At 67.7% G+C, this 13,391-nt stretch carries 13 protein-coding genes, 2 tRNA genes and 3 pseudogenes; 14 read left to right on the top strand and 4 right to left on the bottom strand.

What is annotated here, in order from left to right; translation table 11 throughout:
- Nucleotides 1-5: 5 nt before the first annotated feature.
- Both BN118_RS19080 and BN118_RS19075 read right to left on the bottom strand, forming a co-directional pair.
- The gene (locus BN118_RS19080; RefSeq protein WP_010929671.1) at nucleotides 6-425 is read right to left on the bottom strand and encodes a VOC family protein; all 420 of its coding nucleotides are present in this window, start codon (nucleotides 423-425) and stop codon (nucleotides 6-8) included.
- Nucleotides 426-453: 28 nt separating this feature from the next.
- A pseudogene (locus tag BN118_RS19075) lies at nucleotides 454-974 on the bottom strand (N-acetyltransferase family protein).
- Nucleotides 975-1,026: 52 nt separating this feature from the next.
- Between BN118_RS19075 and BN118_RS19070 the strand changes: the two are divergent.
- From BN118_RS19070 to BN118_RS19030, 9 genes and pseudogenes are all read left to right on the top strand, one after another.
- Complete coding sequence (locus tag BN118_RS19070; RefSeq protein ID WP_003808391.1) at nucleotides 1,027-1,524, top strand: hypothetical protein; 498 nt, start codon at nucleotides 1,027-1,029, stop codon at nucleotides 1,522-1,524.
- Between the two features lie 154 nt (nucleotides 1,525-1,678).
- Entirely contained in the window at nucleotides 1,679-3,949 is a 2,271-nt protein-coding gene (locus tag BN118_RS19065) for an arginine/lysine/ornithine decarboxylase (protein ID WP_003808393.1), read from the top strand.
- Nucleotides 3,950-4,024: 75 nt separating this feature from the next.
- Nucleotides 4,025-5,230, top strand: coding sequence for a BaiN/RdsA family NAD(P)/FAD-dependent oxidoreductase (locus BN118_RS19060; protein ID WP_019249381.1), 1,206 nt, complete (start codon nucleotides 4,025-4,027; stop codon nucleotides 5,228-5,230).
- Between the two features lie 98 nt (nucleotides 5,231-5,328).
- Nucleotides 5,329-6,279, top strand: a complete 951-nt coding sequence (locus BN118_RS19055) for an IS481-like element IS481 family transposase (RefSeq protein ID WP_005012067.1) — start codon at nucleotides 5,329-5,331, stop codon at nucleotides 6,277-6,279.
- Nucleotides 6,276-6,533 (top strand): annotated as a pseudogene (locus tag BN118_RS19050) (LysE family translocator); the annotation flags it as partial. The gene BN118_RS19055 and the pseudogene BN118_RS19050, both read left to right, overlap by 4 nt.
- A gap of 122 nt (nucleotides 6,534-6,655) precedes the next feature.
- A tRNA-Gly gene (locus BN118_RS19045) sits at nucleotides 6,656-6,731 on the top strand.
- A 60-nt stretch (nucleotides 6,732-6,791) separates the two neighbouring features.
- Nucleotides 6,792-6,865 (top strand) — tRNA-Cys (locus BN118_RS19040).
- Nucleotides 6,866-6,977: 112 nt separating this feature from the next.
- Entirely contained in the window at nucleotides 6,978-7,361 is a 384-nt protein-coding gene (locus BN118_RS19035) for a hypothetical protein (protein ID WP_014906134.1), read from the top strand.
- 57 nt (nucleotides 7,362-7,418) lie between these two features.
- Nucleotides 7,419-8,021 carry a DUF2946 family protein gene (locus BN118_RS19030; protein WP_010927005.1) on the top strand — a complete coding sequence of 201 codons (603 nt, stop codon included), beginning with the start codon at nucleotides 7,419-7,421 and terminating at the stop codon, nucleotides 8,019-8,021.
- A 17-nt stretch (nucleotides 8,022-8,038) separates the two neighbouring features.
- On the opposite strand, the gene BN118_RS19025 is transcribed toward BN118_RS19030, so the two are convergent.
- Nucleotides 8,039-8,440 (bottom strand): DoxX family protein, encoded by a 402-nt coding sequence (locus BN118_RS19025; protein ID WP_014906133.1) that lies wholly within the window; start codon nucleotides 8,438-8,440, stop codon nucleotides 8,039-8,041.
- A 133-nt stretch (nucleotides 8,441-8,573) separates the two neighbouring features.
- Between BN118_RS19025 and BN118_RS19020 the strand changes: the two genes are divergently transcribed.
- From BN118_RS19020 to BN118_RS19005, 5 genes and pseudogenes are all read left to right on the top strand, one after another.
- The gene (locus tag BN118_RS19020) at nucleotides 8,574-9,467 is read left to right on the top strand and encodes a LysR family transcriptional regulator (RefSeq protein ID WP_003814158.1); all 894 of its coding nucleotides are present in this window, start codon (nucleotides 8,574-8,576) and stop codon (nucleotides 9,465-9,467) included.
- Entirely contained in the window at nucleotides 9,464-10,045 is a 582-nt protein-coding gene (locus BN118_RS19015) for an NUDIX hydrolase (protein ID WP_014906132.1), read from the top strand. Before BN118_RS19020 ends, BN118_RS19015 begins: the two co-directional genes overlap by 4 nt.
- A 4-nt stretch (nucleotides 10,046-10,049) precedes the next feature.
- A pseudogene (gene aat / locus BN118_RS19785) lies at nucleotides 10,050-10,812 on the top strand (leucyl/phenylalanyl-tRNA--protein transferase).
- A gap of 27 nt (nucleotides 10,813-10,839) precedes the next feature.
- Nucleotides 10,840-11,574: an arginyltransferase gene (locus tag BN118_RS19010; protein ID WP_003814165.1), complete on the top strand. Its 735-nt coding sequence runs from the start codon at nucleotides 10,840-10,842 to the stop codon at nucleotides 11,572-11,574.
- A gap of 40 nt (nucleotides 11,575-11,614) precedes the next feature.
- Entirely contained in the window at nucleotides 11,615-12,664 is a 1,050-nt protein-coding gene (locus BN118_RS19005) for a quinone-dependent dihydroorotate dehydrogenase (protein ID WP_003814170.1), read from the top strand.
- A 147-nt stretch (nucleotides 12,665-12,811) separates the two neighbouring features.
- Here the strand turns inward: BN118_RS19005 and phaP are convergent, their stop codons facing one another.
- Nucleotides 12,812-13,390 carry a TIGR01841 family phasin gene (phaP, locus tag BN118_RS19000; protein ID WP_003814172.1) on the bottom strand — a complete coding sequence of 193 codons (579 nt, stop codon included), beginning with the start codon at nucleotides 13,388-13,390 and terminating at the stop codon, nucleotides 12,812-12,814.
- Between the last annotated feature and the right edge of the window lies 1 nt (nucleotide 13,391).

Genomic DNA, 13,391 nt, shown 5'->3' with positions numbered 1-13,391 from the left:
CGCGTTCAGGGCGCCGCGGCGGCGAGGGCGTCGTAGCCCTCGCCCAGGAACTGCAGGATGCACACGCCGTTGCCGTAGGGGTCGGACAGATGCGCGATGCGGCCCCAGGCGTGGCTGTGCGGCGGATCTTCCAGCATAGCGCCGGCGGCCACCGCCGTGGCGACCGCCCTGTCGCAATCGTCCACCACGAAATCCAGGTGCACCGGCGTCCAGTGGCGCGCGTAGTCGCGCCCCTGGCTCGTGCCCGTGGCCGCCTGCGAGCCGGTTGCCTTCTCCAGCAGGTAGATGGGCACGGCGGCGCCCGCCATCTCGATGGCCTGCGGCCCCAGCCGGCGCTGCGGACGCAGGCCGAAGGCGCGTTCGTAGAACAGCGCGGCCCGCGCCGCGTCGGGAACGTCGATATTGATCAGTACCTGTGCCTGCATGGTGTCGGCTCCAGTCCGGGACCGGCCCTCAGCGCGCGGCCAGCGGGCGGATCATGAGAATATTGGCCAGCAGGCGGCCGCCCACCAGCATCGCGTCGGGCTCGCGGCCATACTCGGCGAAGCCCAGGCTGGCGTACAGCGCGTGCGCGGCGCCGTTGTCGGCGCCCACGCTCAGCAGCACGTGGCGTACCCCGGTCATCCGGGCCACCCGTGCCAGCAGCGCCTCGGTCAATTGGCGCGCCAGGCCGCCGCGGCGTTGCGCGGGTACAACGTAAATACCCCAGATTTCAGCCTTGTGACGTTGTTTCATTGTGTGCCCGCGCGCCACGCCGCCGACCCCGGCCAGGGCGCCGTCCACGAAGGCGCCCAGCAGCACGTAACCCTCGCGCGGGGCAAGGCGGGCGCGCCATTGCGCGATTGTGTCAACGCTTTCTTCTTCGTAACTGGACCCGAAGGCTTCGGGCGCCTCGCGCAGGGCGGCCAGGCGAACGCGTTGAAAAATTCTGCAGCATCCTCGGGCGTCAAAGGGCGTATGGTGGAAAGATTCACGTCTGGCTCCGCAGCGTACGCGCAGGGTGGCGGCAGGGTTGCGCCAAATATAATGAAGATACGTGAAAAGCGCGGCTGTTTCGCGGCGCAGGAGCCCCAGATGTTCGGTTTCCGCAGGAAAGACACGCAGCAGTACGACCAGGAGGCGCAGGACGCCTTCGTTGAACGGGTCGCCGCGGCGGCGCGCGATTTCGTGGCCGCCGTCCCCGCCGGGGCGGGGCTGGACTACTCGCCGGCCAGCATCGCCGCGCTCGACGCCGTGCTCGAACAGGCCCACCTGGGCGCCCTGGCGCTGGACCCGGTGCAACGGGTGGGGGCGGCCGCCTACCTGTACGAGGTGGCGCGGCGTCGCCACGGCGGGCTGTACGAGGTCTGCGACGATGACGATCCGGTGGTGCTGGTGACCGGCGAGCCCGAGTTCGACGTCTGCCTGTGCGCCATCGCCAAGGTCGAGCGCCGCATCGACGCCGGCCCGCAGGAAGACCTGCGGCCGTTTTTCGGCCGCTACGAGCAGGCCGTCGCGGCGCGCCGGCCCGACATCATTCGCTGACGCCGCGCGCCGGCGGGCGCACCCGCTTTCAATCCGTCCTACAATTCCCCGAGGTCGGCCCGCTCGTCGGGCCGGTTGCTTTTTTGTCACCAGCCCGACCCCGTCTGGCAGTACACTCGCGTCCGTTTTGCCTTGCCCGCCCAGGAGCGCCCGCATGAAATTCCGCTTCCCCATTTTCATCATCGACGAAGACTATCGCTCCGAGAACGCCTCGGGGTTGGGCATTCGCGCGCTGGCTTCGGCGATCGAGGCCGAGGGCGTGGAGGTCATCGGGGTGACCAGCTACGGCGACCTGAGCTCGTTTGCCCAGCAGCAAAGCCGCGCCAGCGCCTTCATCCTGTCGATCGACGATGAGGAGTTCGACGTCGATTCTCCGGAAGACGTGGCGGGCGCGATCAAGAACCTGCGCACGTTCATCGGCGAGCTGCGTTTCCGCAACGCCGACATCCCCATCTACCTGTACGGCGAGACGCGCACGTCGGAACACATCCCGAACGACATCCTGCGCGAGCTGCACGGCTTCATCCACATGTTCGAGGACACGCCGGAGTTCGTGGCGCGCCACATCATCCGCGAAGCGCGCAGCTACGTGGACGGCCTGCCGCCGCCGTTCTTCCGCGAGCTGGTCAAATATGCCCAGGACGGTTCGTATTCCTGGCACTGCCCGGGGCACTCGGGCGGCGTGGCGTTCCTCAAGAGCCCGGTGGGCCAGATGTTCCACCAGTTCTTCGGCGAGAACATGCTGCGCGCCGACGTCTGCAACGCGGTCGACGAGCTGGGCCAGCTGCTGGACCACACCGGCCCGGTGGCCGAGTCCGAGCTGAATGCCGCGCGCATTTTCCATGCCGACCACTGCTTCTTCGTCACCAACGGCACCTCGACGTCGAACAAGGTCGTCTGGCATGCCAACGTGGCCGCCGGCGACGTGGTGGTGGTGGACCGCAACTGCCACAAGTCGATCCTGCACGCCATCACCATGACCGGCGCGATCCCGGTGTTCCTGCGCCCCACGCGCAACCACCTGGGCATCATCGGACCGATCCCGCTCGACGAATTCGACCCGGAAAACATCCGCCGCAAGATCGAGGCCAACCCGTTCGCGCGCGAGGCGCTGAACAAGAAGCCGCGCATCCTCACGCTGACGCAGAGCACCTATGACGGCGTCATCTACAACGTCGAGATGATCAAGGAAAAGCTGGGCACCTACGTCGACACGCTGCATTTCGACGAGGCCTGGCTGCCGCACGCGGCCTTCCACGAGTACTACCGCGACATGCACGCGATCGGCCCGGACCGCCCGCGCAGCCAGGACGCCATGGTGTTCGCCACGCACTCCACGCACAAGCTGCTGGCCGGCATCTCGCAGGCCTCGCAGATCATCGTGCAGGAGTCCGAGAGCCGCAAGCTGGACCGCAACCTCTTCAACGAGGCCTACCTGATGCATACGTCGACCTCGCCGCAGTACGCGATCATCGCGTCGTGCGACGTGGCCGCCGCCATGATGGAGCCGCCGGGCGGCACCGCCCTGGTCGAGGAAAGCATCCGCGAGGCCATGGACTTTCGCCGCGCCATGCGCAAGGTGGCCTCCGAGTTCGGCAAGGACGACTGGTGGTTCAAGGTGTGGGGCCCCAACCGCCTCGCGCCCGAGGGCATCGGCCATCGCGACGACTGGGTGCTGGAGTCGGGCGACCACTGGCACGGCTTTGGCGACCTGGCGCCGGGCTTCAACATGCTCGACCCGATCAAGGCCACCATCATCACCCCGGGCCTGGACATGTCGGGCAGCTTCGGCGAAAGCGGCATACCGGCCGCGCTGGTGTCGAAGTACCTGGCCGAGCACGGCGTCGTGGTGGAGAAGACCGGCCTGTATTCGTTCTTCATCCTGTTCACCATCGGTATCACCAAGGGCCGCTGGAACACCCTGCTGACCGCGCTGCAGCAGTTCAAGGACGACTACGACCGCAACCAGCCCCTGTGGCGCATCCTGCCCGAGTTCTGCCGCGGTCACCGCCGCTACGAGCGCATGGGCCTGCGCGACCTATGCCAGCAGATCCACGAGGCCTATCGCGAACGCGACGTGGCGCGCCTGACCACCGAGATGTACCTGAGCGACATGGTGCCGGCGCTCAAGCCCTCGGACGCCTTCGCCCGCATGGCGCACCGCGAAGTCGAGCGCGTCGAGATCGACCAGCTCGAAGGCCGCGTGACCGGCGTGCTGCTCACGCCGTACCCGCCGGGCATTCCGCTGCTGATCCCGGGCGAGCGCTTCAACCGGACCATCGTGCAATACCTGCAGTTCGCGCGCGAGTTCAACGAGCGCTTCCCCGGCTTCGAGACCTACATCCACGGCCTGGCCGACGAAGAGGGCCCCGATGGCGCCAAGCGCTATTACGTCGACTGCCTGAAGGACGCCGGCGAGCAGTAAATCCGACGCGCCGCGCCGCGCCGCCCGAGGGGGCGGCCCGGCGCGGCGTTGTCTTCGAGGGAGTATCCCGTTTCGATGTTCGATGTCGCCGTCATCGGCGCCGGGGCCGCCGGCATGATGTGCGCCGCCGTGGCGGGCCAGCGCGGCCTGCGCATGGTGCTGATCGATCATGCCGCCAAGCTGGCCGAGAAAATCCGCATCTCCGGCGGAGGGCGCTGCAACTTCACCAACCTGGGCGCCGGCCCGGCCAATTTCCTGTCCGACAACCCGCATTTCTGCCGCTCGGCGCTGGCCGGCTACACCCCGCAGGATTTCCTCGGCCTGTTGCGCCGCCATCGGGTGCATTGGCATGAAAAGCATCGCGGGCAACTGTTCTGCGACGACAGCAGCGAAACCATCATCGAGGTGTTGCGCGCCGAGTGCGGGCAGGGCGGGGTGGCCTGGCGCATGCCGTGCCGCGTGGACGAGATCGCCCGCCGCGAGGGCGGCGGCTTCACGCTGCGTACCAGCACCGGCGCGATCGACGCGCGCGCGGTCGTGGTAGCCACCGGCGGCATGGCGATCCCGCAACTGGGCGCGACCGACTACGCGCTCAAGGTGGCGCGCCAGTTCGGCCTGAAGGTCGTCGAGCCGCGGCCGGCCCTGGTGCCGCTGACCTTCGATCCCGCGCAATGGCAGCCGTTCGCCGCGCTGTCGGGCGTCGCCCTGGAAGTCACGCTGTCGACCGGGCAGGGCAAGGGGCGCGCGGCGTTCCTGGAAGACCTGCTGTTTACCCACCGGGGCCTGTCCGGCCCCGCCATCCTGCAGATATCGAGCTACTGGAAGCCGGGCGAGCCCATCGTGCTGGACCTGGCGCCCGGCCGCGACCTGGCCGCCGAACTGATAGGCGCCAAGCCGGGCAACCGGCAGCAGCTGCATACCGTGCTGGCCGGCCTGTGGCCCCGGCGGCTGGCCGATACCTGGCTGGACGTGGCCGGGCGCGCCGTCGGCGCGGACCTGGCCGCCGCGCGCCTGGCCGACGTGCCGGACCGCACGCTGCGGGCGCTGGCGGCGCTGATCCATGACTGGCGCCTGGTGCCCAGCGGCACGGCCGGCTACAAGAAGGCCGAAGTGATGCGCGGTGGCGTCGACACGCGCGCCCTGGACCAGAAGTCCATGCAGGCGCGCGGCGTGCCAGGGCTGTACTTCATCGGCGAGGCGGTCGACGTGACGGGCTGGCTGGGCGGCTACAACTTCCAGTGGGCCTGGGCGTCGGGGTACGCCTGCGGCAACGCCCTCTAGCTGTGAAGATTCAATAGGTTGTATGCATGGTTCATCCGAACCGGATTTGAGAAACTGGAAATCGCCACCCCCCCAGTTCACTCAAGGAGCCCGGCCGGATGAACACCCATAAGCATGCCCGATTGACCTTCCTACGTCGACTCGAAATGGTCCAGCAATTGATCGCCCATCAAGTTTGTGTGCCTGAAGCGGCCCGCGCCTATGGGGTCACCGCGCCGACTGTGCGCAAATGGCTGGGCCGCTTCCTGGCTCAGGGCCAGGCGGGCTTGGCCGATGCGTCCTCGCGCCCGACGGTCTCGCCCCGAGCGATTGCGCCGGCCAAGGCGCTGGCTATCGTGGAGCTGCGCCGCAAGCGGCTGACCCAAGCGCGCATCGCCCAGGCGCTGGGCGTGTCAGCCAGCACCGTCAGCCGCGTCCTGGCCCGCGCCGGTCTGTCGCACCTGGCCGACCTGGAGCCGGCCGAGCCGGTGGTGCGCTACGAGCATCAGGCCCCCGGCGATCTGCTGCACATCGACATCAAGAAGCTGGGACGTATCCAGCGCCCTGGCCACCGGGTCACGGGCAACCGACGCGATACCGTTGAGGGGGCCGGCTGGGACTTCGTCTTCGTGGCCATCGATGACCACGCCCGCGTGGCCTTCACCGACATCCACCCCGACGAGCGCTTCCCCAGCGCCGTCCAGTTCCTCAAGGACGCAGTGGCCTACTACCAGCGCCTGGGCGTGACCATCCAGCGCTTGCTCACCGACAATGGCTCGGCCTTTCGCAGCCGCGCCTTCGCCGCGCTGTGCCATGAGCTGGGCATCAAGCACCGCTTTACCCGACCTTACCGCCCACAGACCAATGGCAAGGCCGAACGCTTCATCCAGTCGGCCTTGCGTGAGTGGGCTTACGCTCACACCTACCAGAACTCCCAACACCGAGCCGATGCCATGAAATCCTGGCTACACCACTACAACTGGCATCGACCCCACCAAGGCATCGGGCGCGCTGTACCCATCTCCAGACTCAACCTGGACGAATACAACCTATTGACAGTTCACAGCTAGCCGCCGTCTCCAATCCCAAGGCCCTGCTTTTCTTTGGCGCGTTCCTGCCGCAGTTCATCGACCCGGCGCGCAGCCTGGCTACCCAATTCGCCGTCATGGCCGCCACCTTCGCCGCCATGGAATTCGTGGTCGAGTACGGACTGGCGCGCGCGGCCCACAAGGTCAGGCCCTTCCTGCAGCGGGCCGGCCGGCGTTTCAACAAGACCTGCGGCGGCATGTTCGCCGCCATGGGGATCGCCCTGCCCGGCACGTAAGCGCCGCCTGCGACTTGAACCCGACAGCCGAAATCGTGTATAATTTTTTTCTTCGTTGAGCAGCATGTGGGAATTTTCCAGACGGGAGACTTCTGCGTTGCTTGGCCTTAAGCAGTACCCATGCGGGAATAGCTCAGTTGGTAGAGCGCAACCTTGCCAAGGTTGAGGTCGCGAGTTCGAGACTCGTTTCCCGCTCCAAACACCAAAAAGGGAAGCTAGCGGTTACCTGCCGTGCTTCCTTTTTTCTTGTAGCCTGCCGGCGCAATGGCAGAGTGGTTATGCAGCGGATTGCAAATCCGTGTACGTCGGTTCGATTCCGGCTTGCGCCTCCAAACACTTCAAGGCCCGCCGCGTCGCGGGCCTTCTTGTTCCAGGATGCGGGTTTGGCGCCCTGCGCATCTGGTTACCCTTCCCTACCCTGCGTACCCAAGATTTGCGCGCGCGTTGCTAACGTGTGGCCGTCGCAATTACGTCCGCACGCCCATGCCTACCCTGCATTTTCCCCGTCCGTCGGCGCGCCACGGAGCCCGCCTGCTGCTGGCGCTGGTTGCGCTGACCCTGGCCTGCGCGCCCATGATGGCGCGCGCCGACGACGATGACGACGATGACGATTACCGCCCGCGCCGCGAATACAAGGAAAAATACTGGGACGGCGCGTGCAAGGTCGAGCGCAAGTGGAAACGCAACGGCGAGTACCGCGAAAAGCGCAAATGCCCGGGCTACCGGTCCGGCTATGACTATGGCTATGCGCAGCCAGCCATGGTGCCGATGATCCCCGCCAACCCTGCCATCATCATCAGCGCGCCGCCCATGGTGATCCGGCCGTAGCGCGGCCCGGCGCGCGCGCTTGCCTATAATGGCGGCCGGAATCCGTCCCGTGGCGCTATGGATCAACTGGTAAAAGACGCTTTGGCCCGCTGGCCCGACGTGCCGGCAGTGTACGGCTGGCTGTCGCTGGACGCCCGCGGCCGCTGGCACCTGCATCCGCAAGGCGACGCGGCGCGCGGCGCCCCGGGAGAGTCCATCACCAGCCCGCAGATCCTCGCCTTCATCGGCCGCAACTACGAATGCGATGCGCAGGGCAACTGGTTTTTCCAGAACGGCCCGCAGCGTGTGTATGTGCGCCTGGATGCGGCGCCGCTGATCCTGCGCCGCGCCGACGAATTCTCCGGCCTGCAGACCCATACCGGCCAGGCCGTCACCGCCGTGCGGCAGTGGTGGCTGGACGACGAGGGGCGCCTGTACGCATCCACGGCGGCGGGCCCCGGGCTGGTCGAAGACCGCGAACTGGCGCCGCTGCTGGCGCAGTTGCACGTGGACGGCCAGGCGCTGGCCGACGTGCTGGAAACAGGCTGGCCCGAACCGGGCCGGCCGCCCCTCATGGTGTCGCACCCTGCCTGGCCGAACGCCGCGCCGCTGCATGGCGTGGCCAGCGGCGATGTCGCGCGCCGCCTGGGCTTCGTGGCCAACCCGGCCAAGCCCGCCTAGGGCCTGCCGCGCCGTCCTCAGGCGCGCGGACGTGGCAGGAGCGCGGCCTTGCCATTGCCCAGCAGCGCCAGCGCCGCGGCACCGACCGCCAGGAAAACCGGATACTCCCAGCCCCCGCCCGGATTGCCGAACACCCAGCCATTGCCCGCGTGCACCGTGGCGGCAGCCAGCAATTGCACGGCGGCAATGGCCGCAACCCAGCGCGGGTAGATACCCAGGATCAGCAGCACCCCGCCAACGATCTCGAAGTACGTCACGGGATAGGCCAGCCAGCCGGCAAACCCCACCTTGGCGAAGAACTGGGCCGTGCCGGGCAGCGTGAACACGAGCAGCTTGGTCAGGCCATGGGCCAGGTACATCACGCCCAGCGCCAGTCTCAGCAACAGGACGGCATAGGGAGCCGTACGGGAATCGATCATGTCTTTCTCCAATGAGCGCGCCGGACGGCGCGCCAAGCCCGGGCATTGTCTCGATTCCCGAAATGAAGATAAACATGCAAAATAGCAAATTATTGTTGTCAAAGTAGGAACAATAGTGGACACGCACACTGCCATGCAGACCTTCGCCCGGGTGGTAGAACTCGGCTCGTTCGCCGCGGCCGCCGACAAGACGGACCAGGCCCGCTCGGTGGTGACGCGCCAGGTCGCCTTTCTCGAGCGGAAGTACGGGGTACGGCTGCTCAACCGCACCACGCGCAAGCTGAGCCTGACCGACGCAGGACGGGCGTTCTACGACCGCATCCGGCCGGTGCTGGCCGAACTGGCCGAGCTCGACCTGGCCTTGCAGGCCCAGGGCAGCCAGCCTGCCGGACGGCTGCGCATCAGCGCGCCGGTGTCGTTCGGCGTACTGCACCTGGGCCCGGCCATCGCCGACTACCTGCTGCGCTACCCCGAAGTGGTCATCGACCTGGATCTCAACGACCGGGTCGTCGACCTGGTGGAGGAAGGATACGACGTGGCGGTACGCATCGGCCCGCTGGTCGACTCCTCGCTGGTGGCCCGGCCGCTGGCGCCGCAGCAGCTGGTGGCCTGCGCCGCCCCGGCCTATCTCGAACGCTACGGCGCGCCTGCGCAACCGGAGGACCTGCGCCGCCATCGCTGCCTGCACTATGCCTATGCCAGCACCGGCAACGACTGGCACTTCGAAAAGGACGGCCAGACCCACGTGGTGCGCGTCAACGCCACCTTCCGCGCCAATAACGGCGATGTGCTGCGCACCGCCGCGCTGGCCGGCCACGGCATCATCCTGCAGCCCGAATTCCTGGTGGGCGAGGACCTGCGCGCCGGCCGCCTCACGGCGCTGCTGACCGACTACCGCCATTCGCTCATCACGATGATGGCCGTCTACCCCCACCGGCGTTTCCTGTCGCCCAAGGTCCGCTCGTTCGTCGAGCACCTGGAAAAGCGCTTCGGCGGCGCGCGCCAACCGTTAGAATCGCGTTCATGAGCGCCCAACAGTCCCTCCAGTATTTCCCCGCGCCGCGCCGCGCGCGCTTTTGCAGCCAATGCGGCTCGCCGGTCGATCACCGCGTGCCCGAGGGCGACAACCGCGCCCGCGACATCTGTGACCGCTGCGGCGCCATTCATTACCAGAATCCTCGCATGGTGGTGGGCACCGTTCCCGTCTGGGAGAACCGCATCCTGCTGTGCCGGCGCGCCATCGAGCCGCGCTACGATACCTGGACGCTGCCGGCGGGCTTCATGGAGCTGGGCGAAAGCACCGCCCAGGGCGCCGAACGCGAAACCCTCGAGGAATCGGGCGCCCGCATCCGGCTGGGCCAGCTGTATAGGGTGATCGACGTGCCGCAGGTCGAGCAGGTGCACTTCTTCTACCTGGCCGAGGCGCTCGGGCCGGGCCTGGACCCCGGACCGGAAAGCCTGGAGGCGCGCTATTTCGACGAGGCGGAAATCCCCTGGGACGATTTGTCGTTCCGCACCGTGGTCACCACGCTCAGGCGCTATCTGGAAGACCGGCGCAAGGGCGAATTCCCCACCCACCACTACAGCCTCGAATCGCACCGCTGATCCCTTGAAACTGCCCTGGCTGGCCGCCGACACGCCGTTTCCCCCGGTCGAACAAGCGCTGCGCGATCCCGACGGATTGCTGGCCGCGGGCGCCGACCTGTCGCCCGAACGGCTGGCCCAGGCCTATGCGCACGGCATTTTCCCCTGGTACGCGGAGGGCGAACCCATCCTGTGGTGGAGCCCGGACCCGCGCATGGTGCTGGCATGCGCCGACTTCGCGCCCTCGCACTCGCTGCGCAAGCGCCTGCGCGCCTTGGCCCGCACCGAACACGACCCCGCCGCGCGCCTGCAGGTGCGCGTCGACACGGCCTTCGCCAGGGTCCTGCACGAGTGCGCCGCGCCGCGCCACGGCCAGCCCGGCACCTGGATCAGCCCGGCCGTCCAGCAAGCCTATCGCAGCTGGCATGCGGCGGGATTCGTGCACAGCATCGAAACCTGGATCGACGGCGAGCTGGCCGGCGGCCTGTACGGCGTCAGCCTGGGGCACATGTTCTATGGCGAATCGATGTTCGCGCGCGCCACCGACGCCTCCAAGATCGCCCTGGCGCACCTGGTGGCTTTCCTGCGCCGCCACCAGGTGGCCTGGATCGATTGCCAGCAGCAGACCGGCCACCTGGCGCGCCTGGGCGCGCGTCCGGTGCCGCGCGCGCTTCATCGAACACATCGCCCATGCCGTCGCGCAACCCCGCCTGCCGTGGCGCAGCGGCCGGCTCGACAGCGCCGGCATGCTGCATCCGCTGCCGCCGGCCAACGGCGTTATGATGTAAGCCACGTGCCGGCGACCAGACGCCGGCATGCCCGACATGAGCCAGCTAAAAGAACTCCCCTTCTCCACGCTGCAGTTTTATGCCACTGCCCCCTACCCCTGCAGCTACCTGCCAGGCAGGCAGGCGCGTTCGCAGGTGGCGGCGCCCGGGCACCTGATCAACGCCGGCACGTACTCGCAACTGGTGGAACAGGGCTTTCGCCGCAGCGGCCTGTTCACCTACCGGCCCCATTGCGACAATTGCCACGCCTGCGTGCCGGTGCGCGTCGATGCGGCCCGCTTCGAGCCCAACCGCACGCAGCGCCGCGCCTGGCGCAGCCACCAGGCGCTGCGCGCCTTCGTGGCCGAACTGGCCTGGTCCCCCGAGCACTACGACCTGTACACCCGCTACCAGCAAGGGCGCCACCCCGGCGGCGGCATGGACGAAGACAGCCGCACCCAGTATGCGCAGTTCCTGCTGACCACGCGCGTCAACACGCGCCTGGTGGAATTCCGCGCGCCGCAGGGCCAGCTGGCCATGATCTCCATCATCGACGTGCTCGACGACGGCCTGTCGTCGGTCTACACCTTCTACGACCCCGACATGGCCGGCAGCCTGGGCACCTACAGCATCCTGTGGCAGATCGAACAGTGCCGCACGCTGGACCTGCCCTGGCTGTACCTGGGCTACTGGATCGCCGACAGCCGCAAGATGGCCTACAAGGCCAATTTCCGGCCGCTGCAGATGCACGTGGACGGCGCCTGGCGCGAAACGCCGCCCTGAGCACGCGCGGGGCGGCAAAGTCGATCTACAATTCCGCCCCATGTCTATCCTCTTCCACGCCTACCCCCTGGCCCGCCCGGCGCTGTTCGCCATGGACGCGGAAACCGCGCACGAAGTCACGCTTGCCCAGCTGCAGCGCGCCTACGACTGCGGCCTGACCCGCAAGCTGCTGCACGCCCAGCCCGAGGCGCCCGCCACGCTGATGGGCCTGTCGCTGCGCAACCCGGTGGGGCTGGCGGCCGGCCTGGACAAGAATGGCGCCCACATCGACGCGCTGGGCAACCTGGGCTTCGGCTTCGTGGAAGTAGGCACCGTCACCCCGCGCGCCCAGCCCGGCAACCCCAAGCCGCGCATGTTCCGGCTGCCGCGCGCCAACGCGCTGATCAACCGCCTCGGCTTCAACAACCAGGGGCTGGATGCCTTCATCGCCAATGTGCAGCGCAGCCAGTGGCGCTCGCAGGGCGGGATCCTGGGCCTGAACATCGGCAAGAACGCCGACACGCCCATCGAACGCGCGGCCGAGGACTACCTGATCGGCCTGGCCGGCGTCTATCCGCACGCCGACTACGTGACCGTGAACATTTCCTCCCCCAATACCAAGAACCTGCGCGCGCTGCAGGGCGGCGACGAACTGTCGGCGCTGCTGGGGCAACTGCAGGAGCGGCGCCTCGCGCTGGCCGACCAGCACCAGCGCCACGTGCCGCTGGCGGTCAAGATCGCCCCTGACCTGAGCGACGACCAGATCGACGCCATCGCCGAGATCCTGCCGCGCCATGGCATCGACGGCGTCATCGCCACCAACACCACGCTGGCGCGCGATGCCGTGCAAGGCCTGCCGCACGCCGAGGAAGCCGGCGGCGTATCGGGCGCGCCGGTCCATGAACTGTCGCTGCGTGTCATCGAACGGCTGCGCAGCCGCCTGGGCGACGCGGTGGCCATCATCGGTGTGGGAGGCATTCTCTCTGGCCGCCAGGCCAGCGAGAAAATGGCCGCCGGCGCCCAGGCGGTGCAGCTGTATACCGGGCTGATCTACCGCGGGCCGGCGCTGGTCGGCGAATGCGTGCGGGCACTGGCCCAAGGCAGCCGCTGAGGCGGGATCCCGAGCGGGCATGGGCCCCAAGAGGGCTTTTTGCCTTGGGCAAAAAAAGAGGCCACCCGAAGGTGGCCCGAATTCCAGCTCTGCTCTGTCACTCAACAGTACTACAGTATGGGCTGTCGCAACAGCCCCCTGGTACGATCAGGCGGCGCGGCGATTGCGGCCCGCGGCCTTGGTCGCGACCTCGGCGGCGTCGCTGGCAGCCTTGAAAGAGGCATTGGCGGCGGCGTTCAGGTTGCTTTCGGCGACTTCGGCGGCCTGCTTGGCAGCCTTGGTCAGCGAATCGTAGGCGCTGTTGGCCGTCGCCAGCGACGACTTGATCAGGGCCACGGCGCTTTCCGAGCCGGTGGGCGCGTTCTTGGAGAACTGCTCGACCGCTTCGGTCAGCTGCTGTTGGCCTTCGGCGATCTGGGCCTCGGCCAGCTGGGCCAGTTCGGCTTGCACGCCGGCCACGATGTCGTACACATGCTTGCCATAGGCCAGCGCCTTTTCGGCGCCCGGCTGCACCAAGCCGCTGGTGAACGAGGCAACGTCTTGCGGATCCTTCAGCTCAGCCGCTTGCTGCGACTGCTGGGCGACTTCGTCCAGCGTGGCGCGCACGACCTTCAGATTCAGGTCGACCAGCTTTTCGAAACCGGCGAACATGGCCGATTGCGCGGCGACCAGCGAGTTGACGGTGGCTTTCTGGCGGGCCAGAACTTGTTGGGGGATGGCGCTCATA

It is taken from the genome of Bordetella pertussis 18323, assembly GCF_000306945.1.
Lineage (GTDB): Bacteria > Pseudomonadota > Gammaproteobacteria > Burkholderiales > Burkholderiaceae_B > Bordetella > Bordetella pertussis.
This window is presented reverse-complemented; position numbering and strand designations above follow the sequence as displayed.

Bases quoted from the DNA above. Each gene is read 5' to 3' on its own strand.
- BN118_RS19080 (WP_010929671.1), bottom strand. From the start codon at position 425: ATGCAGGCACAGGTACTGATCAATATCGACGTTCCCGACGCGGCGCGG.
- BN118_RS19070 (WP_003808391.1), top strand. From the start codon at position 1,027: ATGAAGATACGTGAAAAGCGCGGCTGTTTCGCGGCGCAGGAGCCCCAG.
- BN118_RS19065 (WP_003808393.1), top strand. From the start codon at position 1,679: ATGAAATTCCGCTTCCCCATTTTCATCATCGACGAAGACTATCGCTCC.
- BN118_RS19060 (WP_019249381.1), top strand. From the start codon at position 4,025: ATGTTCGATGTCGCCGTCATCGGCGCCGGGGCCGCCGGCATGATGTGC.
- BN118_RS19055 (WP_005012067.1), top strand. From the start codon at position 5,329: ATGAACACCCATAAGCATGCCCGATTGACCTTCCTACGTCGACTCGAA.
- BN118_RS19030 (WP_010927005.1), top strand. From the start codon at position 7,419: ATGGATCAACTGGTAAAAGACGCTTTGGCCCGCTGGCCCGACGTGCCG.
- BN118_RS19025 (WP_014906133.1), bottom strand. From the start codon at position 8,440: ATGATCGATTCCCGTACGGCTCCCTATGCCGTCCTGTTGCTGAGACTG.
- BN118_RS19020 (WP_003814158.1), top strand. From the start codon at position 8,574: ATGCAGACCTTCGCCCGGGTGGTAGAACTCGGCTCGTTCGCCGCGGCC.
- BN118_RS19015 (WP_014906132.1), top strand. From the start codon at position 9,464: ATGAGCGCCCAACAGTCCCTCCAGTATTTCCCCGCGCCGCGCCGCGCG.
- BN118_RS19010 (WP_003814165.1), top strand. From the start codon at position 10,840: ATGCCCGACATGAGCCAGCTAAAAGAACTCCCCTTCTCCACGCTGCAG.
- BN118_RS19005 (WP_003814170.1), top strand. From the start codon at position 11,615: ATGTCTATCCTCTTCCACGCCTACCCCCTGGCCCGCCCGGCGCTGTTC.
- phaP (WP_003814172.1), bottom strand. From the start codon at position 13,390: ATGAGCGCCATCCCCCAACAAGTTCTGGCCCGCCAGAAAGCCACCGTC.